The 24,091-nt window shown below is 69.8% G+C and carries 23 protein-coding genes; 16 read left to right on the top strand and 7 right to left on the bottom strand.

Annotated features, from left to right (window positions below; all coding sequences use genetic code 11):
* Nucleotides 1–456 precede the first annotated feature (456 nt).
* Nucleotides 457–693: a hypothetical protein gene (locus N8K70_RS14390; protein WP_317139039.1), complete on the bottom strand. Its 237-nt coding sequence runs from the start codon at nucleotides 691–693 to the stop codon at nucleotides 457–459.
* A gap of 431 nt (nucleotides 694–1,124) precedes the next feature.
* Here N8K70_RS14390 and N8K70_RS14385 point away from each other — a divergent pair, with 431 nt between their 5' ends.
* From N8K70_RS14385 to N8K70_RS14325, 13 genes are all read left to right on the top strand, one after another.
* Entirely contained in the window at nucleotides 1,125–1,658 is a 534-nt protein-coding gene (locus N8K70_RS14385; RefSeq protein WP_317139038.1) for a hypothetical protein, read from the top strand.
* Nucleotides 1,655–2,179 carry a type II toxin-antitoxin system RelE/ParE family toxin gene (locus tag N8K70_RS14380; protein WP_317139037.1) on the top strand — a complete coding sequence of 175 codons (525 nt, stop codon included), beginning with the start codon at nucleotides 1,655–1,657 and terminating at the stop codon, nucleotides 2,177–2,179. The genes N8K70_RS14385 and N8K70_RS14380 overlap by 4 nt, the downstream gene beginning before the upstream one ends.
* A gap of 84 nt (nucleotides 2,180–2,263) precedes the next feature.
* Nucleotides 2,264–3,157: a LysR family transcriptional regulator gene (locus tag N8K70_RS14375; RefSeq protein ID WP_317139036.1), complete on the top strand. Its 894-nt coding sequence runs from the start codon at nucleotides 2,264–2,266 to the stop codon at nucleotides 3,155–3,157.
* Nucleotides 3,158–3,426: 269 nt separating this feature from the next.
* Entirely contained in the window at nucleotides 3,427–4,653 is a 1,227-nt protein-coding gene (locus N8K70_RS14370) for an ABC transporter substrate-binding protein (protein ID WP_317139035.1), read from the top strand.
* The gene (locus N8K70_RS14365) at nucleotides 4,650–5,930 is read left to right on the top strand and encodes a M24 family metallopeptidase (protein WP_317139034.1); all 1,281 of its coding nucleotides are present in this window, start codon (nucleotides 4,650–4,652) and stop codon (nucleotides 5,928–5,930) included. The genes N8K70_RS14370 and N8K70_RS14365 overlap by 4 nt, the downstream gene beginning before the upstream one ends.
* An 11-nt stretch (nucleotides 5,931–5,941) precedes the next feature.
* Nucleotides 5,942–6,823, top strand: a complete 882-nt coding sequence (locus tag N8K70_RS14360; RefSeq protein WP_317139033.1) for a branched-chain amino acid ABC transporter permease — start codon at nucleotides 5,942–5,944, stop codon at nucleotides 6,821–6,823.
* The gene (locus tag N8K70_RS14355) at nucleotides 6,820–7,938 is read left to right on the top strand and encodes a branched-chain amino acid ABC transporter permease (RefSeq protein ID WP_317139032.1); all 1,119 of its coding nucleotides are present in this window, start codon (nucleotides 6,820–6,822) and stop codon (nucleotides 7,936–7,938) included. The genes N8K70_RS14360 and N8K70_RS14355 overlap by 4 nt, the downstream gene beginning before the upstream one ends.
* Nucleotides 7,935–8,711 carry an ABC transporter ATP-binding protein gene (locus tag N8K70_RS14350; RefSeq protein ID WP_317139031.1) on the top strand — a complete coding sequence of 259 codons (777 nt, stop codon included), beginning with the start codon at nucleotides 7,935–7,937 and terminating at the stop codon, nucleotides 8,709–8,711. The genes N8K70_RS14355 and N8K70_RS14350 overlap by 4 nt, the downstream gene beginning before the upstream one ends.
* Nucleotides 8,711–9,442: an ABC transporter ATP-binding protein gene (locus N8K70_RS14345; RefSeq protein WP_317139030.1), complete on the top strand. Its 732-nt coding sequence runs from the start codon at nucleotides 8,711–8,713 to the stop codon at nucleotides 9,440–9,442. Before N8K70_RS14350 ends, N8K70_RS14345 begins: the two co-directional genes overlap by 1 nt.
* The gene (locus N8K70_RS14340) at nucleotides 9,435–10,682 is read left to right on the top strand and encodes a CaiB/BaiF CoA transferase family protein (RefSeq protein ID WP_317139029.1); all 1,248 of its coding nucleotides are present in this window, start codon (nucleotides 9,435–9,437) and stop codon (nucleotides 10,680–10,682) included. The genes N8K70_RS14345 and N8K70_RS14340 overlap by 8 nt, the downstream gene beginning before the upstream one ends.
* A complete protein-coding gene (locus N8K70_RS14335) occupies nucleotides 10,679–11,710 on the top strand; it encodes an acrylyl-CoA reductase family protein (RefSeq protein WP_317139028.1) in 1,032 nt (343 codons plus the stop codon). Before N8K70_RS14340 ends, N8K70_RS14335 begins: the two co-directional genes overlap by 4 nt.
* The gene (locus N8K70_RS14330) at nucleotides 11,707–12,735 is read left to right on the top strand and encodes an ornithine cyclodeaminase (RefSeq protein WP_317139027.1); all 1,029 of its coding nucleotides are present in this window, start codon (nucleotides 11,707–11,709) and stop codon (nucleotides 12,733–12,735) included. Before N8K70_RS14335 ends, N8K70_RS14330 begins: the two co-directional genes overlap by 4 nt.
* Nucleotides 12,736–12,774: 39 nt before the next feature.
* Entirely contained in the window at nucleotides 12,775–13,521 is a 747-nt protein-coding gene (locus N8K70_RS14325) for a GntR family transcriptional regulator (RefSeq protein WP_317139026.1), read from the top strand.
* Here the strand turns inward: N8K70_RS14325 and N8K70_RS14320 are convergent.
* The 3 genes from N8K70_RS14320 to N8K70_RS14310 all read right to left on the bottom strand — a co-directional run bounded on the left by N8K70_RS14320 (nucleotide 13,472) and on the right by N8K70_RS14310 (nucleotide 16,661).
* A complete protein-coding gene (locus tag N8K70_RS14320; protein ID WP_317139025.1) occupies nucleotides 13,472–14,173 on the bottom strand; it encodes a sugar isomerase domain-containing protein in 702 nt (233 codons plus the stop codon). The genes N8K70_RS14325 and N8K70_RS14320 overlap by 50 nt on opposite strands.
* A complete protein-coding gene (locus N8K70_RS14315) occupies nucleotides 14,164–15,996 on the bottom strand; it encodes a PTS transporter subunit IIC (RefSeq protein WP_317139024.1) in 1,833 nt (610 codons plus the stop codon). The genes N8K70_RS14320 and N8K70_RS14315 overlap by 10 nt, the downstream gene beginning before the upstream one ends.
* A 203-nt stretch (nucleotides 15,997–16,199) precedes the next feature.
* Nucleotides 16,200–16,661, bottom strand: a complete 462-nt coding sequence (locus N8K70_RS14310) for an aromatic ring-opening dioxygenase LigA (protein WP_317139023.1) — start codon at nucleotides 16,659–16,661, stop codon at nucleotides 16,200–16,202.
* Nucleotides 16,662–16,774: 113 nt separating this feature from the next.
* Between N8K70_RS14310 and corA the strand changes: the two genes are divergently transcribed.
* Nucleotides 16,775–17,773 carry a magnesium/cobalt transporter CorA gene (gene corA, locus N8K70_RS14305; protein WP_317139022.1) on the top strand — a complete coding sequence of 333 codons (999 nt, stop codon included), beginning with the start codon at nucleotides 16,775–16,777 and terminating at the stop codon, nucleotides 17,771–17,773.
* A gap of 65 nt (nucleotides 17,774–17,838) precedes the next feature.
* On the opposite strand, the gene N8K70_RS14300 is transcribed toward corA, so the two are convergent.
* Nucleotides 17,839–18,429 (bottom strand): DoxX family protein, encoded by a 591-nt coding sequence (locus tag N8K70_RS14300; RefSeq protein WP_317139021.1) that lies wholly within the window; start codon nucleotides 18,427–18,429, stop codon nucleotides 17,839–17,841.
* A 169-nt stretch (nucleotides 18,430–18,598) separates the two neighbouring features.
* Between N8K70_RS14300 and pflB the strand changes: the two genes are divergently transcribed.
* Entirely contained in the window at nucleotides 18,599–20,875 is a 2,277-nt protein-coding gene (gene pflB / locus N8K70_RS14295) for a formate C-acetyltransferase (RefSeq protein ID WP_317139020.1), read from the top strand.
* Between the two features lie 7 nt (nucleotides 20,876–20,882).
* Nucleotides 20,883–21,671 carry a pyruvate formate-lyase-activating protein gene (pflA, locus tag N8K70_RS14290; protein ID WP_317139019.1) on the top strand — a complete coding sequence of 263 codons (789 nt, stop codon included), beginning with the start codon at nucleotides 20,883–20,885 and terminating at the stop codon, nucleotides 21,669–21,671.
* On the opposite strand, the gene N8K70_RS14285 is transcribed toward pflA, so the two are convergent.
* Nucleotides 21,665–22,315 carry a response regulator transcription factor gene (locus N8K70_RS14285; protein ID WP_317139018.1) on the bottom strand — a complete coding sequence of 217 codons (651 nt, stop codon included), beginning with the start codon at nucleotides 22,313–22,315 and terminating at the stop codon, nucleotides 21,665–21,667. The two genes, pflA and N8K70_RS14285, sit on opposite strands and share 7 nt — an antisense overlap.
* Complete coding sequence (locus tag N8K70_RS14280; protein ID WP_317139017.1) at nucleotides 22,312–24,015, bottom strand: GAF domain-containing sensor histidine kinase; 1,704 nt, start codon at nucleotides 24,013–24,015, stop codon at nucleotides 22,312–22,314. The genes N8K70_RS14285 and N8K70_RS14280 overlap by 4 nt, the downstream gene beginning before the upstream one ends.
* Nucleotides 24,016–24,091 lie beyond the last annotated feature (76 nt).

Below are 24,091 nucleotides of genomic sequence, written 5' to 3'. Positions count from 1 at the left end.
TGGCCTGGTTGCCGCACTTTTCGCCTGGTGGGCATGGTTTCGCTATGTATTGAACGGAACGCTTCCCGTGTCTCAGCTAGTGGTGGTATGGTTGGCCCTCAGTGCTTTTGCGGCGGTTGTGATCACACTTGTGGGGCGCACTAAAGAGGGGCGACGGAGTCTGACAAGACTATGGTTCATCTTACCGTCCGTTTCCATGGTCGCACTGCTCATCGTGGGTATGGCGATTGCCGACGATAATCCGCTACTTTCTCTCGTCCCGACGTTCGTCTTGTTCGCTTTTCCTGTTGGGGCCTGGATCGTTCTTTGGCGAGTGCTTCGAGCTTTCGGATACGGCCGTCATCGGTAATCTGAAAATTGGTATGTCGCCGCCCTTGTTCGTTGCTGCGAGTGGGTGGAGTGAGGCGCTCTGCGATGCGTCAATCGTGATCGATTTCGCCTTTCGGGAGAAATTGATCAGTAATTCGCGATTCCATGCATCTCCGGGACTATCTGCCCGAGTGTGGAATGAAGACGCTGCGCGCTTTCCAGCGACAACCGGAAGTCGCGCTGCTGAACCTCTCCGATGCCGACATGGATGAATAGCTCCCGATCTCCCAGGCGTTGTTCAGCGTCGACGAGCAGCTCATCGCCGTGCAGCGCGAACTGGAACCCTTCATTGGTCTGAGTGACTGTCAGCTCGACAGCCGGCACCACCTGAACCGCGCTCTTGTGCCACGCATCATCCTCGTGTTGTTGCTCCTCGTGGTCAGCTACGCGTCAGGAGGGGCAAGCAGCAGCGTCTTGGTCGTTCATCATCGATCCGCCTCCCCGTCGCACCATACGGCGGACTGGGGATGGTAGCGCGCAACTCCCTCGCGAAGCCAGCGGCCTCACTGCCTGAGCTTCACACGATCCAACCGCCGCTTGCTCTCCGGGCCTGGGTTCGAAAGCCATAGCCTGGGCTCCGCCATTTTTCGGCTGGCCAGAACCAGTTTTCTTCCGCGGCTCGCCGAGGACGTGCGCGTAGACCGTGAGCACCGTCCGCGGGTCGTCGCCGAGCCATTCGGCAACCTGAACGATCGGGATGACAGCCCGAAGCTACTGTGACGCGCAGTAGTGCCGCAGCATGTGCGGGCGCTTGCATGGGGCTGTGGTCGACGGAGGACGCGGTACGGCGACGCTGGGGCAGCCTCGCGGCCGGAGCGGGCGGCCCGGAGGGGCGGGCCGAGACGGTCGCCGGGAACCAGGCCGACGCCGACCCGCGCGTGACCGAGACGCGGCAGGTCGCGGAGCACGCGCACCGCCGCCGGCAGCAGCTCAACGCCCGGCAGATGCGCGAGTCGATCGCGCTGAGCCAGCGTGCCCTCGGAGGCTCCACCCCGAGCCGCGTCATCGCCCACGCCGTGGAGCTCAGGAAGCAGTCCGAACGCGACCGCCGCGCCCTCGCACGGAGCGAGGCGCTGCCCGTCGCCGAGGCTGCGCAGCTCGTCCGCGAACTCGCCGCACGCGACGAGGCCGAGCGGCAAGCACTCGAGCGCGCCCAGGCCGCACGCCAGAAGCGCATTGCCCAGCTCGGTTCTCGTGTCGACGACATCCTGAACGGCCGAGCCGAGTTGAGCACCTTCGAGCAGACCTGCGGCAAGGCCCGGGCGCTCTTGGACGACCTGCGGAAGTGACCCTCCTCCTCCGCGTCCATCCGGAGGCGGAGGTGGAGTTCCTCGATGCCGTCCGCTACGACGCGACCGCTGAGGCCGGTCTCGGCGATGAGTTCGACATCGAGGTCGCCAATGCCGTCGATGACATCCAGTGGAATCCCGACGCCTGGCCTAAGTTCCCAGGCTGGGATCGTCTCCCGGTCGTCCGGAGCCGCAAGGTCGATGTGTTCCCTTACCGGCTTGTCTGCTTTGTCCGCGACGATGAACTGCTGATCCTCGGGTTCGCGCATCAGAGCCGTCGTCCCGGCTACTGGAGGCAACCCGTCGGTGGTGGCCTCGGGCCGGCGCAACTGGGACAAGCTGCGCGCCTGGGCATCGTCGATCACGCCGAGCTGGCGAAAGCGCATGACGAAGGCTTTGCAGGTGCCGAGCGCGGTCACGAGGTCATCGCGGCGCCGAGCCACGACCGTCGTCATGGCTCCCCGCGGGCGAAGGGCGGTCCTCGTCGCCTCCCGTCATCCGTACCTGATCGACGTCGCTGACACGCACCTCCTGAACCGAGCTCGCAGCGGCACGCCGCGCCGCGCGGGGCGGTCGTACAGTGGAATGTCCGCAAGGGGTGAGTGATGGAACTGAGAGACCTGGAATGCATCGTCGTCCTCGCCGACGAGCTGCACTTCGGACGCGCTGCCGCTCGGCTCGGCATCGCTCAACCCCCGCTGACCAAGCGCATCCAGAAGCTCGAAGCCGAACTGGGGCTCGAACTGTTCGACCGCAGCAGTCATCGCGTCGAACTCACGATGGCCGGCGCCGAGCTGGTCGCCCAAGCGCGCCGTGTCGTCTCTTCGGCGGAACGCACTCGAGCGGTGGCGAGGGGTCTGCGAACCGGAGTGCAGGGCGTCGTGAGGATCGCCGCCGTCGGCTCGGCGTTCTACGAGGCGGTACCACGTGTGCTCGAGCAGGCGCGCGCGGTGGTGCCGAACGTGCAGCTGCAGGTCGATGAGCTCGAGACCACCGAGCTCATCGAGGCGTTGCGTTTCGGCGATATACAGCTCGGGCTCTTGCGTCCGCCGGCGACGCACGGACTGGCGACGCAGACGGTGTGGCTTGAGCGTTTCGTCGTGGCGGTCGGGTCGAGCAGTCCGTTCGCCGCGCGCGCCGACATCTCGGTCGAAGACCTCGTCGGTGCTGACATCGTCTTCTTCGAAAGGTCGGAGGGGCCGGGCTACTGGGATCGCGTCGCGGCGCTGTTCCACGCGCACGGCGTCGAGTTCCAGCCGACCGTGCCCGCTCCGCACGTGACCACCATGGTCGGTCTCGTCGCGCTGGGCGTCGGTGTGAGCATCGTGCCGGAGTCCGCCCGGCGGCTGACCCCACCTGGAGTCACCTATCTCCGTCTTCGTGAGAACGCGACGCTTCCGTTGGCGATCGCGGCGCGCGCCGACCGTCTCACGCGCCCGGCGCAGATGGTCCTCGATGCCATGCCGACGCAGCCGCTGCGCCCACTCTGGCCGTTTTGACCACCGCGACGTTGAACTTTGTGTTTCACGCATGTTGCCTAGCGAGCCGCTGACGCTGCCATCAGGGTCGTTCTGAGCCGCCGACGCACGGCTATATCCAAACAGAATCGTGTGATCCCGTGTCGATATTGGACGGGTATCGAAGTCTGATCTACGGTCGCTTCGACGCGGAGGAACGGCGCCTCAGCTCCCCCGCCGGAAGACCCGAATCCCTCCGGCACGCGCCACCTCTCACAGCAATGCACTTGCGATTCGAAAGGAATCGATCCATGCACAAGAAGGCTGTCCTCAGCGGCATCGGCGCCCTCGGCGTCGCCGCTCTCCTGCTCACGGGCTGTTCCGGCGCCACGTCGGAGGGATCCGACGGCACGCCGGAGGTCACCCTCGGCGCGCTCCTGCCCCAGACGGGCGACCTCGCGGCGCTGGGCGCCAGCACGCTCGAGGCCGCGCAGCTCGCGGTCGACCTCGCCAACGAATCCGGTGACGTCGCCGTCACTCTCGAGGTGCAGGACTCGGGAACCGACCCGTCGATCGCGCAGACCGCGATTCAGACCCTCATCGGCGACGGGGTCCAAGGCATCGTCGGTGACGTGTCGACCACCGTGTGCCTCTCGGTCGTCGACATCGCCGCACAGTCGGAGGTCCCCATGATGGCGCCTGCGTGCACCAGCCCGCAGCTGTCGGACTACGACGACGGCGGCTACTTCTACCGCACCGCGGCCTCCTCGTCGGAGCAGGGCCGCGCGCTCGCGCAGCTGGTCTGGGACGATGGCAACACGTCTGCGGCTGTGCTCGGCATCAACGACAACTACGGGCAGCCGATCGTGTCGACCTTCGTCGAGGCCTACGAGGAACTCGGCGGGGAGATCGACGCCGAGATCGGCTACGACCCGGCCGCTCGCACCTTCGCCGCGGAGACGCAGCGTCTCGCCGCGACGGACGCCCCCGCGATCGTTCTCATCGGACTCGAAGACACCAGCGCCGCGATCGTCAACGACGCGGCGCAGCGCGGGCTGCTCGAGCGCCAGTGGTACATGGGCGATGGCTTCCGCTCCGCCGACTTCCCTTCGCTCGCGCTGGCGAGCGACCCATCTGCTCTCTACACATGGCGTGGTATCGGCACGGGCAGCCCGACAGGTGAGGCGAACGACGCGTTCGCAGCCGCGTTCGAGGAGAACCTCGGGAAGGCGCCCGGCTCGTTCGCCGCCCAGGCTTACGACGCCACGTGGATCGAGATCCTCGCCGGCATCCGCGCCGAACAGGAGGGCACCGACCTCGTCGACGAGATCGCCAACGTCACCGACCCCGAGGGCACCTCCTGCATCGCCGAGGAGTGCATCGCGCTTGCGCTCGACGGCGAGAGCCTGGCGTACGACGGGGCCACCGGCGCTGTCGAGTTCAACGAAGACGGCGACCCCGTGCGTCCCGTCTACGAGGTGTGGCAGTTCTCCGCGGAGGGCCTCACCACCATCGAGACGATCGTGGGCGGCGAGTGAGCCTTCTTCCCGTCCGCGCCGCGGTGGGGGCGAATGACCTCGTCCCCACCGCGGGCGACCGCACCGAGCAGCTGCAGCGGATCCGCGCTGCGCTGCAGTCCGCCGGGCTGCAGGCGTACGTGGCGTTCACCCCCTCGAACGTCCACTACGTCAGCGGGTACGAGAGCTACTTCCTCTCCACCTGGTGGCGCATGCACGGCAAGATCTTCGCCGCCGTGAGCGCCGACGAATCCCGTGCCCCCGCGCTTGTCCTGGGGGATGCCGAGGACGCCGCCGAGGCTGCAGCCGCAGGCACCGCCGTCTTCTCCTACCCGATGTGGGTGGAGCCCGCGTCGCTGGCTCAGATCCAGGACGCGCGGCGCACCCCCGAGGAGCGGCCGGCCCAGTGGTCGGAGGAGGCGATCGATCGGGCTCTCGCGGACGTGCTGCGCTCCTACGGAATCACCCGCGGCCGTGTCGGCTGCGACCTGCAGCACATGACGCACGACGCGTACCTCCGCCTGCGCCGCGTCGCTCCTGACGTCGAGTGGATCGACTTCACCGACGGCATGTACGAGGTCCGCGTGATCAAGTTCGACTACGAGATCGCGCGCCTCCAGGCCGCGTCGGAGCTAGCCGACGCCGGAATGCTCCATGCCGTGGCCGGCGCGTTCGACGGTGCCGGAATCGTCGACCTCCACTCGGGCTTCGTCGAGGGCGCCGCCCGCCATGCCCGCACCGACTCCAAGTACGCCGGGTTCTCCACGTTCTGGGTGCTGCCGGCCTTCGGCAAGGCCGCGAACATCAATGCCGCCCAGACCGGCGGGCTCGCCAGGGGAGACCTCATCAAGTTCGACTGCGGAACCACGGTGCTCGGCTATCGCAGCGATCACGGTCGCACCTTCGCTTACGGCGAGCCCGCGCCGCAGGCTCGTGCGCTGCACGAGACGCTCAAGGCCGCGCACGACGCTGCGTTGCTGGCCGTGCGCCCCGGCGCGCTGCCGAGCGAGGTCTTCGCCGCAGCGGAGGGCCGGGTGCGCCGCCACGGCTACCCCAACTACAACCGCGGGCACTTCGGCCACTCCGTCGGAATGGACACGTTCCACGAGGAGCCGCCGTTCCTCGGCCGCCACGAGACCCGACCGCTCCAGACGGGGATGGTGCTCGCCATCGAGACCCCGTTCTACGGCAATGACGTGGGGTCGATCATGATCGAAGATCTCGTGCTCGTCACCGAGACCGGGGCCGAGGTGCTCTCGCCGCTCGCGCGCGAGCTCGTCTCGGTGGCACCCCGATAGACGGTGGGGAAATGGTCATCGAACAGCTCTCCAACGGAATCCTCTTCGGAGTGATCATCGCCCTGCTCGCCTCGGGCGTGTCACTGATCTTCTCGGTGACGCGCACGTTCAACTTCGCCCACGGCGACATGGCGACGATCGGGGCGACCCTCGCCGTCGCCCTCACCTCGGTCGTCGCCCTGCCCCTGCCGCTGGGCGTCGCGATCGGGATCGCCGTGGTGATCCTCGTCGGCATCTGCCTCAACGGCCTGGTTCTCGCTCCGCTGGCCCGCCGCGGGTCCACCCCGACGACGATCCTCGTGGTCTCGCTCGGCTTCTCGATGATCTTCCGTTACCTGCTGCTCGGCATCGTCGGACCGTCGCCCCTGCGGCTGCCGATCCCGCCGCAGCAGGTGCAGCCCATCCTGGGGCTTCAGATCACCCCTGCGGGTGCGATCGCGGTGGCGATCGGCGTCATCGCACTCGTCGGAGCGGGGCTGTTCCTCTCCCGCACATGGCGGGGGCGGGCGATCATCGCCCTCGCGTCGAACGGGCCTCTCGCCGAGGTGTCGGGAGTGAACCGCGCCCGTACGATCCGCCTCACCTGGGGAATCGCCGCCGGTCTCGCCGGAGTCGGCGGTCTCGCCCTCGCCCTCACCCAGCTCGTCTACTGGGACATGGGCTTCCAGCTCCTGCTCTACCTGTTCGCCGGAGCGATCCTCGGCGGTCTCGGCACCTTCGTGGGAGCGGCCGTCGGTGGATTCGTCATCGGCTTCGTGAGCCAGATGGCGATGCTCATCCCCTACGTCAGCGAGCACGCCGATCTGCGCATCGCCGTCGCTCTCATCGCCATGATCGTGATCCTGCTGGTGCGCCCGCAGGGCATCTTCGGCCGGAAGGCGCGCGTCTCATGACCACTGCATCCCCCACCACCCGCGCCGAGGCGCCGGTCTCACGGCCGTCCTGGCTCCGACGGCACCTGCGCGGCGTCATCGGCGCGGCCCTCGTCGTGGCCTCTGTGCTGTGGATCGTGGCGTCGGCGGGGTTCGGAGGCAACTCGCTCGCCGCGGTCCTGCCCGTGCTCACGATGGCGGGCGTGTACTCGATCGCCGCTGCCGGTCTCAACGTCCAGTACACGCTGGGCGGCCTCATGAACTTCGGCTACGTCGGCTTCCTCGCGTGCGGGTCGTACATCACCGTCATCCTCATTCCGCATCGCATGGGCGAAGGCTCGGTCGAGTCGGGCGGATACGCGCCGCTCTGGCTCGCGATGATCATCGCGATCATCGTCACCGGTGCGCTCGGCGCACTGTTCGCCCTGCCCACCCTGCGTGTGCGAGGCGACTACTTCGCGATCATCATGATCGCCGCCGCCGAGCTCATCCGCGTCGCGCTGCGCGAAGGGTCGGAGATCACCGGCGGCGTTTACGGCGTGCTCGGGTACTCCACAGTCATCCAAGACATCCGCCCGCCGTTCATCGACGACCTCGCCGATGATCTGGACGTCACCGCCTATCAGCTGTGGCTCTTCGTGCTCATCTGGCTCGGCGTCGCTCTCGCCGTGCTGCTCACGACCTATCTGCTGCGCAGCCGATGGGCGATCCTCGCTCGCGCCGTGCGCGACGACGAGTCGGGTGTGCGCTCGCTCGGCAAGAACCCGGCCGCGGTGAAGCTGCAGAGCCTTGTGATCGGCGGAGGCATCGGCGGGCTCGCGGGCGTGTTCTTCGCGTTCCAGCTCTCCCAGGTCAACCCCGACATCTTCGTCGCCGACATCACGTTCTTCGTGTTCACCGTCATGATCATCGGCGGCGCCGGCACCGCACTCGGCCCCATCGTCGGCGGGGTCGTGTTCTGGGTGCTGTACACGCAGGCCGGCAACCTCATCAACGACCTCTTCGGGTCGAGCACAGCCGCGGCATCCGCCCGCTACGTGCTGGTGGGAGTGCTCCTCACCGCCTTGTTCGTCTTCCGCCCGCAGGGCGTGCTCGGCACGCGCGCCAAGGCGCTCGCCTCTGGAGGTGCCGTATGAGCACGCGATCCCCGATCCTCGCGGCGCGCGGCCTGCGCAAGACGTTCGGCGGCTTCACGGCCGTGGACGTCGAATCGTTTGAGGTTCCGCGCGGCGAGGTCACGGCACTGATCGGACCGAACGGCGCGGGCAAGACCACGCTCTTCGACCTCGTCTCGGGCTTCGTCTCCGGCGACACCGGCACGATCGAGTTCGACGGACGCGCGGTGCAGGCGCTGCCCGCACACAAGCGTGCCCGGCTGGGTCTCGTGCGTACGTTCCAGCTCACGCGGCTGTTCAACGACCTGGATGCTGTTGACAACCTGCTCGTCGGAACCCTCCCGGCGGGGCGCATCGGCCTCGCCGCCTCGACCCTGCGCCCCTTCCGCTCGCGCCGCGATCTCGTCGCCGACCGCGAGCGCGCGCTGGCCGAGCTCGAGCGCGTCGGGCTCACCCCCGTCGCGCACATCCCGGTCGGGAAGCTGTCGGGCGGCCAGCGCAAGCTGGTCGAGTTCGCCCGCGCCCTCATGGCGGAGCCCACCGCACTGCTGCTCGACGAGCCGTTCGCGGGCGTGAACCCGTCGATCCGCGAAGACATGATGCGCTACGTGAACGCCTTCGTCGCCGACGGCGGCACGGTTCTCCTGGTCGAGCACGACCTCCCCCGCGTCATGCAGATCGCCCAGCGCGTCGTCGTGCTCGATCGCGGGGCGGTCATCTCGACGGGCACGCCCGCCGAGGTCACCGCCGACCAGCGCGTCATCGACGCCTACATCGGAAAGAGGAGGGCGTGATGACCGACGCCGACATCGTCATCGACATCCAGGGGCTGAAAGCCGGCTACGTGCGCGGCGTCGACATCGTGCACGGCGTCGACCTGGCGGTGTCCCGCGAGGAGATCGTCTGCATTCTCGGCCCGAACGGCGCCGGCAAGTCGACCCTGCTGAAGGCCGTCTACGGTCTCGCACGCACGACCGGCGGCACCGTCTCCGTGGCCGGCCGCGACGTCACGGGTCATCGCGCCGACGACCTGTGCGCCAACGGCATCGGCTTCGTGCCGCAGAGCGACGACGTGTACGCCGACCTGAGCGTCGAGGAGAACCTGCGCATGGGCGCGTTCCGTGCCCGTAAGACGCTCGCGGAGCGCCGCGCGCAGATGTACGAGTGGTTCCCGATCCTCGGCGAGAAGCGCAAGCAGCCGGCCGGCTCGCTCTCGGGCGGTCAGCGACGCCTGGTCGGCATCGCACGGGCTCTGATGACCGCGCCGTCCGTCCTCCTGCTCGACGAGCCGTCGGCCGGGCTCTCGCCGACCAACGTCGACGAGGTCTTCGAGCGCATCGAGATCGTGCGCGAGACGGGTGTCACAGTGCTCATGGTCGAGCAGAACGCCGTCGAGGCGCTCGAGCACTCGGATCGCGGTTACATCCTCGACCTCGGACGCCTCGCACTCGAAGGCCGCTCGACCGAGCTGCTCGTCGACCCGCGCGTGAAGAACCTGTACCTCGGATTGGAAGAGCATGACTGAGCCCGTTGCCCCCGGAGCACTCGACGGCGTCACGATCCTCGACTTCACCCAGCTGCTGCAGGGGCCCGTGGCCACCCAGGTGCTCGCCGACTTCGGCGCGCGGGTGATCAAGATCGAGAACAGCGGCCTCGGCGACATCGGTCGTCGGCAGGGGATCACCCAGAACGGCATGAGCTACCACTGGGCGGCGAACAACCGCAACAAGGAGTGCGTGAGCGTCGACCTGAAGTCGCCGGACGGACTCGCGATCGTGCGTGAGCTGGTCGCCTCCGCGGATGTCGTGACATCGAACTTCCGCCCCGGCGTGATGGAGAAGCTGGCCTTGGGCCACGAGGAACTCGCCGCGATCAACCCGCGGATCATCTCGGCCTTCGCCTCCGGCTACGGGCGCACCGGACCGTACCGGCATCGACGCGGTCAGGACCTCGCTCTGCAGGCGATGGGCGGATTCCTCGCGCTGACCGGCCATGCCGAGACCGGGCCGGTGCCGGCGGGCACCTGGATCGTCGACTACATCGCCGGGATGCAGTTCGCCATCGGCATCCTCACCGCCCTCGCCGCGCGCGAGCGCACCGGACGCGGCCAGGTCGTGGACACGAGCCTGCTGAACGCCTCGGTCGCGGTGCATTTTCAGGAGGGCACCGAGTTCCTCAACACCGCCGGCGATTTCCCCCGGCCGATCAGCCCGCTCGCGCACGCGCACCAGAGCGCTCTGTACGGCGTGTACGAGACCGCGGAGGGGCGTCACGTCGCCCTCGTCGGCGAGTACTACGTCGACCGCCAGTGGTGGCGGGTCGCCTCGGCACTCGGCGAGCCCGACGAGGTGACCGGCGACCCGCGTCTCCAGACGGTCGCCGGCGTCATCGAGCATGAGCACGAAGCCGTCGCGATCCTCCGCGCAGCCTTCGCACGACACTCTCTGGACGATGCGATCGCACGGCTCGAGGAGCACGACGTGCTGGCGACGCCCGTGAACGGATACCCCGAGGTCTTCGCCGATCCGCAGGTGCTGCACAACGGGCTGATCGCCGAGACCACCCACGAGGTCGTCGGCACCCTGCGGCTGGTCGGTCCGCCGATCGCGCTCTCCGAAACCCCGGCGACCGTGCGCACTGCACCGCGCCTGCTCGGCGAGGACAACATCGCCATCCTGCGGGAACTCGGCTATGACGACGATCGCATCGCGCGGCTGCATGCAGACGGCGTGCTCGGGGGCGTCCACCGGGGAGTGACGGCATGAACGCCGCGACAGCCCGAGCCTTCCGCATCGACAGCGACGGCTCACGCGTGTGGGGAGCAGTGGAACGGATCCCTGTCGCCGCGATCGGCGGGGGAGAGCTGCTCGTGCGCACGACGTACTCGAGCGTGAACTACAAGGATGCCCTGGCGGCCACCGGTGCCGGCAAGGTGATGCGCCGTTTCCCGCTGACGGGCGGGATCGACGCCGTCGGCGTCGTCGCTGACTCGAGCGACGCCCGGTACCGGCCGGGCGACCGGGTGCTCGTGACCGGCGAAGGCATGAACGAAGACCATGACGGCGGCTACGCGGACTGGTTCCGCATCCCCGCCGACTGGGCGGTGCCGCTGCCCGCGGGGCTCACCGACTGGGAGTCGATGGCACTCGGCACCGCCGGGATCACCGCGGCGCTCGCCATCCACCGCCTGGAGCACAACGGGCTCGTCCCCGGCACCGGTCCGGTCGCCGTCTCGGGCGCGAGCGGGGGAGTGGGCGCGGTCGCCGTGGCGCTGCTCGCCGCGCGGGGCTACGAGGTGACCGCGATCTCGGGCAAGGCGGACGCGGCCGACTGGCTGCGTTCCCTGGGAGCGTCCGACGTGATCGCTCGGCCCGACACCACGCTGCACGCCCGTCCGCTCGAGTCCGGCCGCTGGGCGGGCGCGATCGACTCGGTGGGCGGCGACATCCTGTCGTGGCTCCTTCGCACGACACGCCGCGACGGCTCGGTCGCCGCCTATGGCAACGTGCTCGGGAACGCCCTGCAGACATCGGTGCTTCCGTTCATCCTGCGCGGTGTGAGCCTGCTCGGAATCAACACCGGGCGTTTCGACCACGACCTGCGCGTCGCGCTCTGGCAGCGGCTCGCCACCGACCTCAAGCCCGCACGACTGCACGAGATGGCACGCACGATCGAGCTCGACGACCTGCCCGGCGCGTTCGACGCGTTCCTCGCGGGCAGCGTGCAGGGCCGGATCGTCGTGCGGATCGGCGGCGACGCCCCGTACGCACAGAACCAGGAGCACTCCGCATGACCACCTTCGTCGGCGTCCGCCACACCGCCGAGATCGTCGCCCGGGAGGGCGTCGCCCGCATGATCTCCGGCATGATCGGCTACCTCGAGCACGATTTCTCTCGCTGGCAGGAGTTCGAGAAGCTTCCCCGCATCCCGTCGCACACGCCGTTCGGCGTGATCGAGCTCATGCCGGCATCGGATGCCGAGACGTACGCGTTCAAGTACGTCAACGGTCATCCGTGGAACCCCGCCTCGGGCTACCAGACCGTCACGGCGTTCGGCGTGCTCGCCGACGTGCACAACGGCTACCCGGTCTTCGTGTCCGAGATGACGCTGCTCACCGCGCTGCGCACCGCGGCGACGTCGTCGCTGGTGGCCCGCTATCTCGCCCGTGCCGACGCGAGCGTCGCCGCCTTCATCGGCACCGGGAGCCAGTCGGAGTTCCAGGCGATCGGTCTGAGCACCGTCCGCTCGCTCCGGCAGCTGCGTATCTGGGACGTCGACGCCGCCGCCATGGACAAGTTCGAGCGCAACATGTCACCGCTCGGCATCGAGATCGTGCGTGCGACGAGCGCGGCCGATGCCGTGCGCGGCGCGGACATCGTCACGACGTGCACCGCCGACAAGGCGATGGCGACGGTGTTGCACGCCGCACAGATCGAGCCCGGCGTGCACATCAACGCGATCGGCGGCGACTGCCCGGGCAAGACCGAGCTCGAGCCCGCGATCCTGGACTCCGGCCCGGTCTTCGTCGAGTTCACGCCGCAGACCCGAATCGAGGGCGAGATCCAGCAGATGCCGGAGGACTTCCCGGTCGTGGAGTTCTGGCAGGTCGTGCAGGGGATCCACCCGGGGCGCAGTCGCGCCGAGGAGGTGACGATCTACGACTCGGTCGGGTTCGCGATCGAGGACTTCTCGGCGTTGCGCTACCTGCGCGATGTCGCCCGTGCGCAGGGGCTGTCGGCCGACATCGACCTGGTCGCCGAGCCCGAAGACCCCAAAGACCTCTACGGACTGGTCGGCGAGTTCTCGCCGGTCGGCTGACGCACGAGGTGCGACGGCGGTGCGTGGGATGATCGGGGAGTGACTGCGCCGAAGTACCGTGAACTCGCCGACATGCTCAGGAAGCGGATCGCGCAGTCGCCGATCGGGACATCGACGCCGAGCGAGCGTCAGCTGGCCGAGGACACCGGCGTCTCCCGGATGACCGCCCGCCGGGCGATCGACGAGCTGGTGAAGGAGGGCCTGCTGACGCGCGAGGTGGGAAGAGGAACGTTCGTCGCGCGGCCCACGGTGAGCGTGCCGTTGCAGCTGACGAGCTTCACGGAGGACATGCGGGCACGGGGCCATGTCCCGTCCAGCCGTCTCCTCCACCTCGGCGACGTCCCCGCGAACGAACAGGTCGCGACGGTGTTCAGCATCGAGGTCGGCGCGCCGGTCATGCTGCTCTCGCGTCTGCGCATGGCCGACGGCGTGCCGATGGCGATCGAGCGCAGCCATCTGCGTACGGACGTGTTCCCCGGCCTCGACCGCTACGACTTCGCGGAGGAGTCGCTCTACCGTGTCCTGATCGAAGACTACGGAGTCCGGTTCGAGGCCGGGGAGCAGGTCATCCGCGCGGGGATCGTGCGCGACGCGGATGCGGAGAGCCTGCGCGTCTCGAAGGGCGCTGCGGTGCTCGAGCTCGTGCGCGTCTCGGTCTCGCGCGGGAGCGTCGTCGAGTGGACCACCTCCACCTATCCGGCGTCGCGGTTCGAGCTGTCCGCTCGGATCGCCCCGGTCACAGTTCAGGGATCCGTGCCGCGAAGCGCTCTACGAGCTCGTGATTGAACGCGTCGTTGCCCGGCACGTTCGCGCTCTTCCAGCGCGGTGCGTCGGGGGCGAGCTCGTACACCTCTCGGAGGATGAGCGTCCAGACCGTGTTCGTGGCGAGGCTCGACACGGGAGCGGTGACCGGTGCGTCCGGCGGCCAGGTCGCGTCGCCGGCGGGCACGGCGGTGTCGACGACGATGTCGGCGATGTCCACGAGACGACGCGCCGCGCGCCGAGGGGTCGCCCTGTTCGCATCACGCGAGGTCACCGCGACGACGGTCGCTCCGGCCGACGCGGCGACCTCCGCGACCTCGACGGGAAAGGGGTTCGCGCCGGAGTTGGAGAACACGACGACCGTGTCCTCGGCGTGGATGCCGGCCTCGCGCGCCGTCGCAGCCCCGAGCCCCTCCTCGCGTTCGGCGTCGGTGGCCGTGCGGGCACCGTGGAACGGAAGCACGCGCGGGTGCCAGATCGGCCGGACGAAGGCGAGCCCGCCGGCGCGGAAGAACGTCTCCAGCACGGCGGCGAGGGAGTGCCCGGCGCCCGTCGCGCGCACGAGCCCGCCGTCCTCCGCGGTGCGGGCGATGGCGCGCGCGGCCTGCGCGATGGCGTCGCGGTTGCGCGTCCCGACGAGGTCGACGTACTCGGCGAGGCTCTCCATCACAGCCATCCCTTCTCCGTCAGCGCCCGTTCGAGGCGTTCGCGGACGTGCACGACGTCGACGAAGCTCGTGATCGCGACGCGGACCGGCGCGACCTCTCCGACCTCGGACAGGTAGGTCGGCTGGCCGATCACGACGTCGACGCGCTGGCCGCGGGCGGATCCGACATCGGCGTGATCGAGCGACGCGGGCACGCCGAGCTGCTCGAGCGCGCGCTCCGCGGTGGTGCGCAGGATGAGGCTGGACCCCATGCCGGCACCGCAGACGGCGAGCACGGAGAGCGTCTCGGGGCGGCTCGTCGCGCGCGCTGCCCGGCGTGTGAGCGGCTCTGCGCCGTACGCGGGGGACGCTGCGGCGTTCCGGGCCGACGGCGAAGACGACCATGTCACGTCGAGGGGCGCCCCGGAGGGCTCGGTCTCCCGCACCGTGGCCGTCGTCGCCGCGGCGTTCCGCGTCCTCCGCCCCACGAGGACGAGCACGGCCACCGTGACGGCGACGACCGCCGCGGCGAGGATCCACAGGCCCGCCTCGCCGAACGGGGAGAGGAGCTCCCCGAGGCCGCGGAGCGACCAGCCGACGACGAACCAGTCGGAGTCGGCGAGCGTCGCGAGCTCGGGGGCGGTGCCGCCCCACACGCCCCATCCGATCCACTGGCCGAACGCGAGCACGACGCCGTTGAGGACGCCGCCGAACAGCGCGCCTCGCCATCCGGCCACGGCGTTGCCGAACACGCCGCCGGCACCGCCGCCGAAGAAGAGCATGATCATCGGCGGGACGAGCACGAACCATCCCGCTCCTGCGAAGACGCCCATGAGGACGAGGAACGTGAGAGTCGAGGCGAGGAAGCCGATCATCACGGCCGTCGGCGCCTGCGTGAAGGTCACGGGGAGGTCGAGGGCCGGCTTCGCGCCGGGCAGCGCGCGCTCGGAGAGCCCCTTGAACGCCGGCACGATCTCGGAGAGGAACATCCGCACGCCGTACAGGAGGATCGCGATGCCCGCGGCGAACCGCAGGGCCTGCAGCAGAGCCCAGACCCACGGCAGCACGGTGGAGTCCGCCATCTGCTCGGAGACCACGTCGGCGTCCGCGAAGAGGATCGCGACGAGCATGATGACGCCGATGACGAACGCGGTCGAGACGTTGATGTCCTTGAAGAACGACAGCGCGCGGGGCAGCCGGAGGCTCTCGGAGTCGTGCTTCGCCGGGTCGCCCAGGCGGAGCGCCTTCGCGCCGTATCCTGCCGCGATGGCGATCGTCGAGTCCGTGTGCGCGAGGCCGACGTCGTCGTTGCCCATGACCTTGCGCATGAGCGGCGCGGTCCACAGAGGCTGCAGGACCCAGTAGCAGCCGATGAGGAGCGATCCGACGCCGGCGAGCACCCAGCGGTTCACATCGCCGAATGCCTCGATGAGGCTCGCCGCGATGACCACGCTCATCCAGTACATGAGGTGACCGGTGAGGTAGACGAAGCGGGCCGCGGGGAAGAGCCGCACGAAGGCGAGGTGCACGACGAAGCCGCCCGCGATGATGAGGGGGACGACCGAGCCCCGTCCCGCGGTGAACTCGGCGAGGGTCGCCTGCGCCGCCGGCGGCTGCAGTCCCATGGCGCTCGCGACGATGATCTGGAAGCTGGAGAGCCCGCCGACGAAGATCTCGACGCCGATGTTGAGCACGACCACGCCGATCGTGGCGCGAAGTCCGCCGGCGATGACCTGTTCGAACGGTTTGCGCTGCAGGGCGAGCCCGACGATCGCGATGACGCCGATGAGGACGGCGACCTGGCTGAAGAGGTTGTTGGTGATGACCTCGATGAGGCCTTCGAACGATGACATGAGGACTCCTGCCGGTGTCGGGTGTGCCGCAATGGTATAGCCCACTTGTTTCCGACATGCTACATCTCGTCCTGCCGCGAGTCGGCGCGGGTTCTCATCGCGCCCGGCCGCCCGGACACGAAGCGCCCCTCCGAACCGTCGACGGTTCGGAGGGGCGCTTCGCCGCGGGCTGGGAGCCCGCGGCGGTCGTCAGTCGGCGGTCGTCAGTCGGCGAGCTGCTTCGAGGCGCGGGGCACGAGCGCGGTGAGCGCCCAGCCGAAGGCTCCGACGACGAGGCCCGTGCCGATCGCGAAAGCGGAGACGCCGAAGGAGACGACGGACGTGAACAGCGACGCGCGCAGGAACGAGGCGTTCATCATCGTCGTGCGGACCGGGTCGTCCTGCTCGAGCTCGGCGTAGGTGAGGCCGTCGCTCGCCGCGAGGGCGTGCTCCTGGATGATGTCGGCCTGCGCGAACGCCGTCAGCGGGCCGCGCACCTCGGCTCCGGCGAGGAAGGACGCGTCTTCCGACACCGTGATCTTCTCCGCGGCCAGCTGCGAGCTGACGGTGCCCCACACGACGCCGCCGCCCACGATGAGGACGATGCCGGCGACGAGGCCGAGGATGCCGATCAGGCGCACTGCGCGTGCCCTGCCGGTGCTGAGGATGGTGGCTGTGTTGCTCATGGGGGAGTTTTCCTCTCGATGGGGGTGGTGCACTCTCGGTTTTACCGCACGCGGGGGTCGCCACGGCACGCGGCGGGTGTCGGGCGACGACGCGCCTCGCCCACAATGGACGAATGCCCATCATCGACAACGCCGTGTACGTGGACGGCACCAGGATCGCAGACCCCGTGAGCCTCGACCAGACCTTCGAGTACATGCGTGCCAGGAAGGGACTGGCGTGGATCGGCCTGGTGCGGCCGACCGACGAGGAGCTGACGACCGTCGCGGCCGAGTTCGGCCTCCACGGCCTCGCCGTCGACGACGCGCGGAACGGGCATCAGCGCGCCAAGCTCGAGCGCTACGGCGACACGCTCTTCGTCGTCCTGCGTCCCGCCTGGTACGACGACGCCGCCGAGACGGTCGAGTTCGGCGAGCTGCACGTGTTCGTGGGTCACGACTTCGTCGTCACCGTCCGCCACGGGGACGCTCCGGACCTCTCCCGCGTGCGCCGGCGGATGGAAGCCGACCCCGACCTGCTGAGACGCGGCGCCGAATCCGTCCTCTACGCCATCCTCGACGAGGTCGTCGACCAGTACGACCCGGTCATCCGCGGCGTCGAGAACGACATCGACGAGATCGAGGACGCGCTGTTCGCCGACACCGGAACGCCGCTCTCGCGACGGATCTACGAGCTCTCGGGCGAGGTGATCGCCTTCCAGCGCGGCACCCAGCCGCTCACGGGGATGCTGGACGCCCTGCTGCGCGGCGGCTCGAAGTACGGGGTCGACGTCGAGCTGCAGCGTCTGCTGCGCGACGTGAACGACCACGTCCTGCGGCTGAACGACCGCATCGTGTCGTTCCGAGCCATCCTCGACAACGCGCTGACCGTCAACGCGACGATCGTGACGCAGCGGCAGACGGAGACGTCGCTCGTGCAGAACGAGCAGGTCAAGAAGATCTCCGGCTGGGCGGCCATCCTCTTCGGCCCGACGCTCGTCGGCGCGATCTACGGCATGAACTTCGACGTCATGCCCGAGCTGCACTGGGTGTGGGGATACCCCGCCGCGCTCGGTCTCATGGCGACGACGAGCCTCGCGCTGTGGGTGGTCTTCAAGCGGAAGAAGTGGATGTAGGGCGGGCAGCCGACGGCCGGGGCCGCGGGACGTGCGTCCCGCGGCCCCGGCTTCGGGGAGGGGCATCAGACGAGCCAGCGCTGCTTCTGCACGATCGGCAGGCTCTTCCACCAGGCGCCGAGGCCCCAGGTGTCGCCCGCCGCCGTGGCCGCCAGGACGATCAGGGCGAGCGCGTAGATGATGTGGTAGTCCACGACGGGGTTGGTCGACGCGGCGTTCGCGATGAAGGGCCATTCCGCGAGGTACATCAGGAGCATCATGGCGCTGCCGGCGACGGCGGCGACGCGCATCCCGATGCCGAGCATCACGGCGAGGCCGATGCCGAGCATGCCGAGCATGAACAGCACGTCGGTGAGGGGCGTCGCGAGCGAGGCGAAGAAGCCCTTGAGCGGGCCCGTGACCGCGTCGCCCTTCAGGAAGCCCTGTGCCGGCGTGCCGCCGTTGAGCCAGGCGCGCTCGACGGGAGTCGAGAATCCGAGCCCGAAGGTCTTGTCGAGGAACGCCCAGAGGAAGATGAAGCCCGTCGCGAGCCGGAGCACGGCGAGGGTGCGACGCGACGTCGTCGTGCCGGCGACGGCGCTCTGCGCGACGGCCTCGCGTGACCGCGCTGGGCGGTCGCCTGCGAAGACGCGAGGGTGGGACGCGGTGATGGCCATGATCGGATTCCTTCCAGAGGGCGTGAGCCCCGGTCACTTTCGGTTGTGTGTTGATCCGATGCTCCCCCTGCCGGGGAATCCGCCATAGGGTCGAAGGTCCCGAGACCCGCCCACCCCGCGGGCCCAAGGTCCCTGCCCGCGTGCGCGTCGCCGGCGTAGCGTCGCGGACATGACCATCACCGACCCCGGAACCCGTTCGCTCGCCGACGAGGGGACCGGCCAGCCCGCATGGCGTGGCTTCGACACCGGAACCTGGACGGCGGGCATCGACGTACGCGACTTCATCCAGCGCAACTACACGCCGTACACCGGCGACGACACGTTCCTGCACGGCCCGACCGCCCGCACGATCGGGCTGTGGCGGAAGCTCATGCACATGTTCCCCGAGGAGCGCGAGCGCGGCGTCTACGACGTCGACGCCACGACGCCGTCGACCATCACGTCGCACGCGCCGGGGTACATCGACGAGCCCGAAGAGCTCATCGTCGGCCTCCAGACCGATGCGCCGCTGAAGCGCGCGATCATGCCCTTCGGCGGATGGCGCCTCGTGGCGACCGCGCTGAAGACCTACGGATACGAGGTCCCCGAGGACCTCGAGCGCACCTTCACGACCTACCGCAAGACGCACAACGACGGCGTCTTCGACGTCTACCCGCCCGCCGTGAAGCGAGCGCGTCACAGCCACCTCATCACCGGTCTCCCCGACGCCTACGGCCGCGGCCGCATCATCGGCGACTACCGTCGCGTGGCGCTCTACGGGGTCGACGCGCTCATCGCCGCGAAGCGCGGCGAGCGGGCGGAGCTCGACGCGACCTTCGCGACGGAGGACGTCATCCGCGCCCGCGAGGAGAACGCCGAGCAGATCCGCGCGCTGCAGGAGCTCGTGCGGATGGCCGCCACGTACGGCTACGACATCTCGGGCCCGGCGCGCACCGCCCGGGAGGCCGTGCAGTGGCTGTACTTCGCCTACCTCGGCGCGGTCAAGGAGCAGAACGGCGCGGCGATGTCGATCGGGCGCAACTCCGCCTTCCTCGACATCTACTTCGAGCGCGACATCGCGGAGGGGACGCTCACCGAGCGCGACGCCCAGGAGCTCGTCGACGACCTCGTCATCAAGCTGAGGCTCGTGCGGTTCCTCCGCACCCCCGAGTACGACTCGCTCTTCTCCGGCGACCCCACCTGGGTCACCGAGACGCTCGGCGGCACGGGCGAGGACGGACGGACGCTCGTCACGAAGACGGCGTTCCGGCTCCTCCAGACGCTCATCAACCTCGGCCCGTCGCCCGAGCCCAACCTCACCGTGCTCTGGTCGCCCGACCTCCCCGAGGGCTTCAAGCGGTTCTGCGCCGGCATCTCGATCGAGACCTCGGCCATCCAGTACGAGTCCGACCGCCTCATCCGCGGCTCCTCGGGCGACGACGCCGCGATCGCCTGCTGCGTCTCGCCCATGCGCGTCGGCAAGCAGATGCAGTTCTTCGGAGCCCGCGTGAACCTCGCCAAGGCGCTGCTCTACGCGATCAACGGCGGGCGCGACGAGCTCACCGGGGAGCAGATCGCGCCCGTCTCCGCTCCGCTCGGCGAGGAGGTGCTCGACTACGACACCGTGTGGGAGGCGTACATGAGCCTCCTCGAGTGGCTCGCCGCGCAGTACGTCGAGGCGCTCAACTGCATCCACGCGATGCACGACAAGTACGCGTACGAGCGGCTGGAGATGGCCCTCCACGACGGCGACGTGCTGCGCACCCTCGCCTGCGGCATCGCGGGGCTCAGCGTCGCGGCCGACTCGCTGTCCGCCATCCGGTACGCGCGGGTGACCCCGATCCGCGACGAGAGCGGTCTCGTGACGGACTACCGGATCGAGGGCGAGTACCCGGCGTTCGGCAACGACGACGACCGCGTCGACGCCATCGCGGTCGAGATCGTGGAACGCTTCATGGAGATGCTGAGGAAGCACCCCGCCTACCGCGGTGCGACCCACACGCAGTCGGTGCTCACGATCACCTCGAACGTCGTGTACGGGGCGCACACCGGCAACACCCCGGACGGACGCCGTGCGGGCGAGCCCTTCGCCCCCGGCGCCAACCCGATGAACGGCCGCGACCGGCACGGGATGCTGACGGCCGGGCTGAGCGTCGCCAAGCTCCCCTACACGGACGCGCAGGACGGCATCTCGCTGACCTCGACGGTCATCCCCTCGGGGCTCGGCCGCACCCGCGACGAGCAGACGGACAACCTCGTCGGGCTCCTCGACGCCTACACCGCATCGGACGGGTACCACCTCAACGTCAACGTCCTCAACCGCGAGACGCTGCTGGACGCGATGGAGCACCCCGAGGAGTACCCGCAGCTCACCATCCGCGTGTCGGGGTACGCGGTGAACTTCATCCGGCTGACGCCCGAGCAACAGCGCGACGTCATCAGCCGGACCTTCCACGGGGCGGTGTGAAACGGCCATGAGCGCCGCCCTCCTCTCCCCGCCCGCCCGAAGGGACGCGCTCGCCGCGCGCCGTTCGGGCGAGCGGGGGACGGTGCACTCCTGGGAGCTCGTGACAGCCGTCGACGGCCCCGGAACACGGATGACGCTGTTCCTCAGCGGCTGCCCGCTCCGCTGCCAGTACTGCCAGAACCCCGACACGTGGGTGATGCGCGACGGCACGGAGACCGCCGCGAGCGAGATCGTCGACCGCGTCCTGCGCTACCGCGACGTGTTCGCCCGGACCGGAGGCGGGCTCACGATCTCCGGCGGGGAGCCGCTGCTGCAGTCGGCCTTCGTCGAGCGGGTCTTCACCGCCTGCCACGACGCGGGCGTCTCCACGGCGCTGGACACCTCCGGGTTCCTCGGCGTACGCGCCACCGACCGGCTGCTCGACGCCACGGACCTCGTCCTGCTCGACGTGAAGTCGGGGACCGAGGACGTCTACCGGCGGGTCACCGGGCGCGAGCTCGAGCCGACCGTGGCGTTCGGCGACCGGCTGAGCGCGCGCGGAAACCGCATCTGGGTGCGGTTCGTGCTCGTCCCGGGGCTGACCGACGCCATCGACAACGTCGGCGCCGTCGCCGACATCGTCGCGCGCTGGAGGACCGTGGAGCGCGTGGAGGTGCTTCCGTTCCACCAGCTCGGCGCGTCGAAGTGGGCGGAGCGTGGCCTGCGCTACGCCCTCGAGGACGTCCGGTCGCCCGACGAGGCGACCGTCGAGCGGGTGCGGTCGCAGTTCCGCGCCCGCGGCCTGACGGTCTACTGACCCGGAGCCGTCCCCCCACCGGGCCGGCGGTGCGCCATGCCGTACACCGCGGCCTGGGTGCGGCGCTCGAGGCCGAGCTTGTCGAGCAGGCCCGTGACGTAGTTCTTCACGGTCTTCTCGGCGATCCCGAGTCGCTCGCCGATCTGCCGGTTGGTGAGCCCCTCGGTGATGAGGCCCAGGATCTGCCGCTCCCGGAGGGTGAGGTCGGCGGCGTCGTCCTCGCGCTGCTGCACGAGACGCTCGTGCGCCCTGCGCCGCACGGCGTCGCCGATCAGCCGCCGCCCCGCCGCGACGTCGCGCACGGCCTCGACGAGCCCCGTACCCCGGATGTCCTTCAGCAGCCATCCGCTCGCCCCCGCGAGCACGGCGGCGTCGAGCGCCGCCTCGTCGTCGAAGGCGGTGAGGATGATGCACGGCAGAGCCGGCCGGCGAGACCGCACCTCCCGGCACACGCCCACGCCGGTGCCGTCCGGAAGGCGGTAGTCGAGCACGGCGACGTCGACCTCCAGCGCGTCGATGCGCGCGACGGCGGCGCGCGCCGTCCCCGCCTCGCCGACCACGGTCATGTCGGGCTCGCGTTCGAGGATCTCCGCGATGCCCCGGCGGACGAGCTCGTGGTCGTCGGCGAGGAAGATCCTGATCATGCGTCGTCCTTGTCTCTCGGCGGTGCGGGGATGCGCCAGTCCAGCACGGCCCCGCCCCCCTCGCGGGGGAGCAGGGAGCTGGTGCCGCTCCATGCGGCCGCGCGGGCGGAGAGGTTCGCCAGCCCGCTCGACCTCTTCGGCGCGGCGACCCCCGTGCCGTCGTCGGCCACGCTCACGCGGATGCCCTCGTCGTCGGCGACGACCGTGACGGCCACCTCGGACGCGGCGGCGTGGCGTGCGGCGTTGGAGAGCCCCTCGCGCACGACGGCCTCGATGTCGGGCAGGACGGCGACGGGGATCGCCTCGTCGACGTCGCCCTCGAAGAGCACCCTGGCCGGCGTCGGGAACGCCGCGGCGACGTCGCCCGCCACGTCGAGGAGCCGCTGCCGGAGCGAGGGACGCTCCGCCGGCACCTCGCGGAGGGCGAACACCGAGGCGCGGATCTCCGCGATCGCCTCGTCCAGCAGCCTCGTCACGGTGTCGATCTTGCCGGACACCTCGGGCGGCACGCTTCCCGGATCCAGCGCGTTCAGCGTCATCCCCGCCCCGAACAGGCGCTGGATGACGTTGTCGTGCAGATCCCGGGCGATGCGCTCGCGGTCCTCCAGGAGCGTCAGGCGTTCGCGCACCCGCCGTGCGTCGTGCAGCTGCAGGGCGACGCCCGCGTGCGACGCGAACTCCATCGCCATGTCGAGGTCGACGTCCGTGAACTGCCTCCCCCCTGCACTGCGCGCGACCGCGAGCGCGGCCCGTCCGCCGCCCGGGAGCGAGATCGGGACGGTCAGGAACGGCCCGAGCCCCGTGCCGGGGCCCAGGGAGGCGACCGGCCCGGATCCCGACACCCGGGCGTCTCCCGCGGCGATGACCTCTTCGGCGACCGTCGTGCCGGCGGCGAGCAGCCGGCCCTCCAGCGTCGCGGCCGCCTCGCCCCACGCCGAGTCCACCCGCACCCCGCCGACGGGTGCGGCGGTCAGGAGGGCGACGACCGCGGCGTCGGCGAGGTGCAGGAGGGTCTCGGTCACGACGGTGAGCGGATCGGCGGTGTCGGCGTCGAGCACGGCCGCGGCGGTCTCGGCGGACGCGACGGCCCACCGCCGGCGCCGCTCGGCCTGCCCGAAGAGGCGCGCGTTGTCGATCGCGGCGGCCGCCGACGCGGCGAGCGCCGTGAGGAGCTCCTCGTCCTCGACGGAGAACGGGCCGTCTTCCCGGTCGGCGAGGTAGAGGCTCCCGTACACCTCGCCGCGGATCGCGATCGGGACGCCGAGGAAGCCCTCCATGGGCGGATGGTGCGCGGGGAAGCCGTATGCGCGGGGGTCGTCGCCGATCCGGTCGAGACGCACCGGCTCGGCCCCCTCGACGACGGCGCCGAGGATCCCTCGACCGCGCGGGGGCTCCCCGATGCGCGCGGCCGTCTCGTCGTCGATGCCGACGTGGAAGAACTCCTCGAGAGCGCCGTCCGGCCCGATGACGCCGAGCGCGCCGTATCGCGCGCCCACCAGATCGGTGGCGGCCTCGACGATCCGGTTCAGCACGACGGGCAGGTCGAGACCCTCGCCCACCGACCGCGTCGCGGCCAGCAGCCGGCGGAGACGCCCCTGCGTGTGCAGCACGCGCTGGGCCTTGTCGAGCAGGTCCTCGATCGCGTGCTCGAGCTCTGAGCGGGGCACGTCGGGGAACTCGATGTCCGGGCCGGTCGTCACGGGTCACCTCGGCTGCGGGGGCGGGCAGGGTCGGATCCCTGTTCGGCCTCAACGATACGGCGGATGCCCGCGCCGG

The sequence above is a fragment of the Microbacterium sp. AB genome, from assembly GCF_032878875.1.
Lineage (GTDB): Bacteria > Actinomycetota > Actinomycetes > Actinomycetales > Microbacteriaceae > Microbacterium > Microbacterium betulae.
This window is presented reverse-complemented; position numbering and strand designations above follow the sequence as displayed.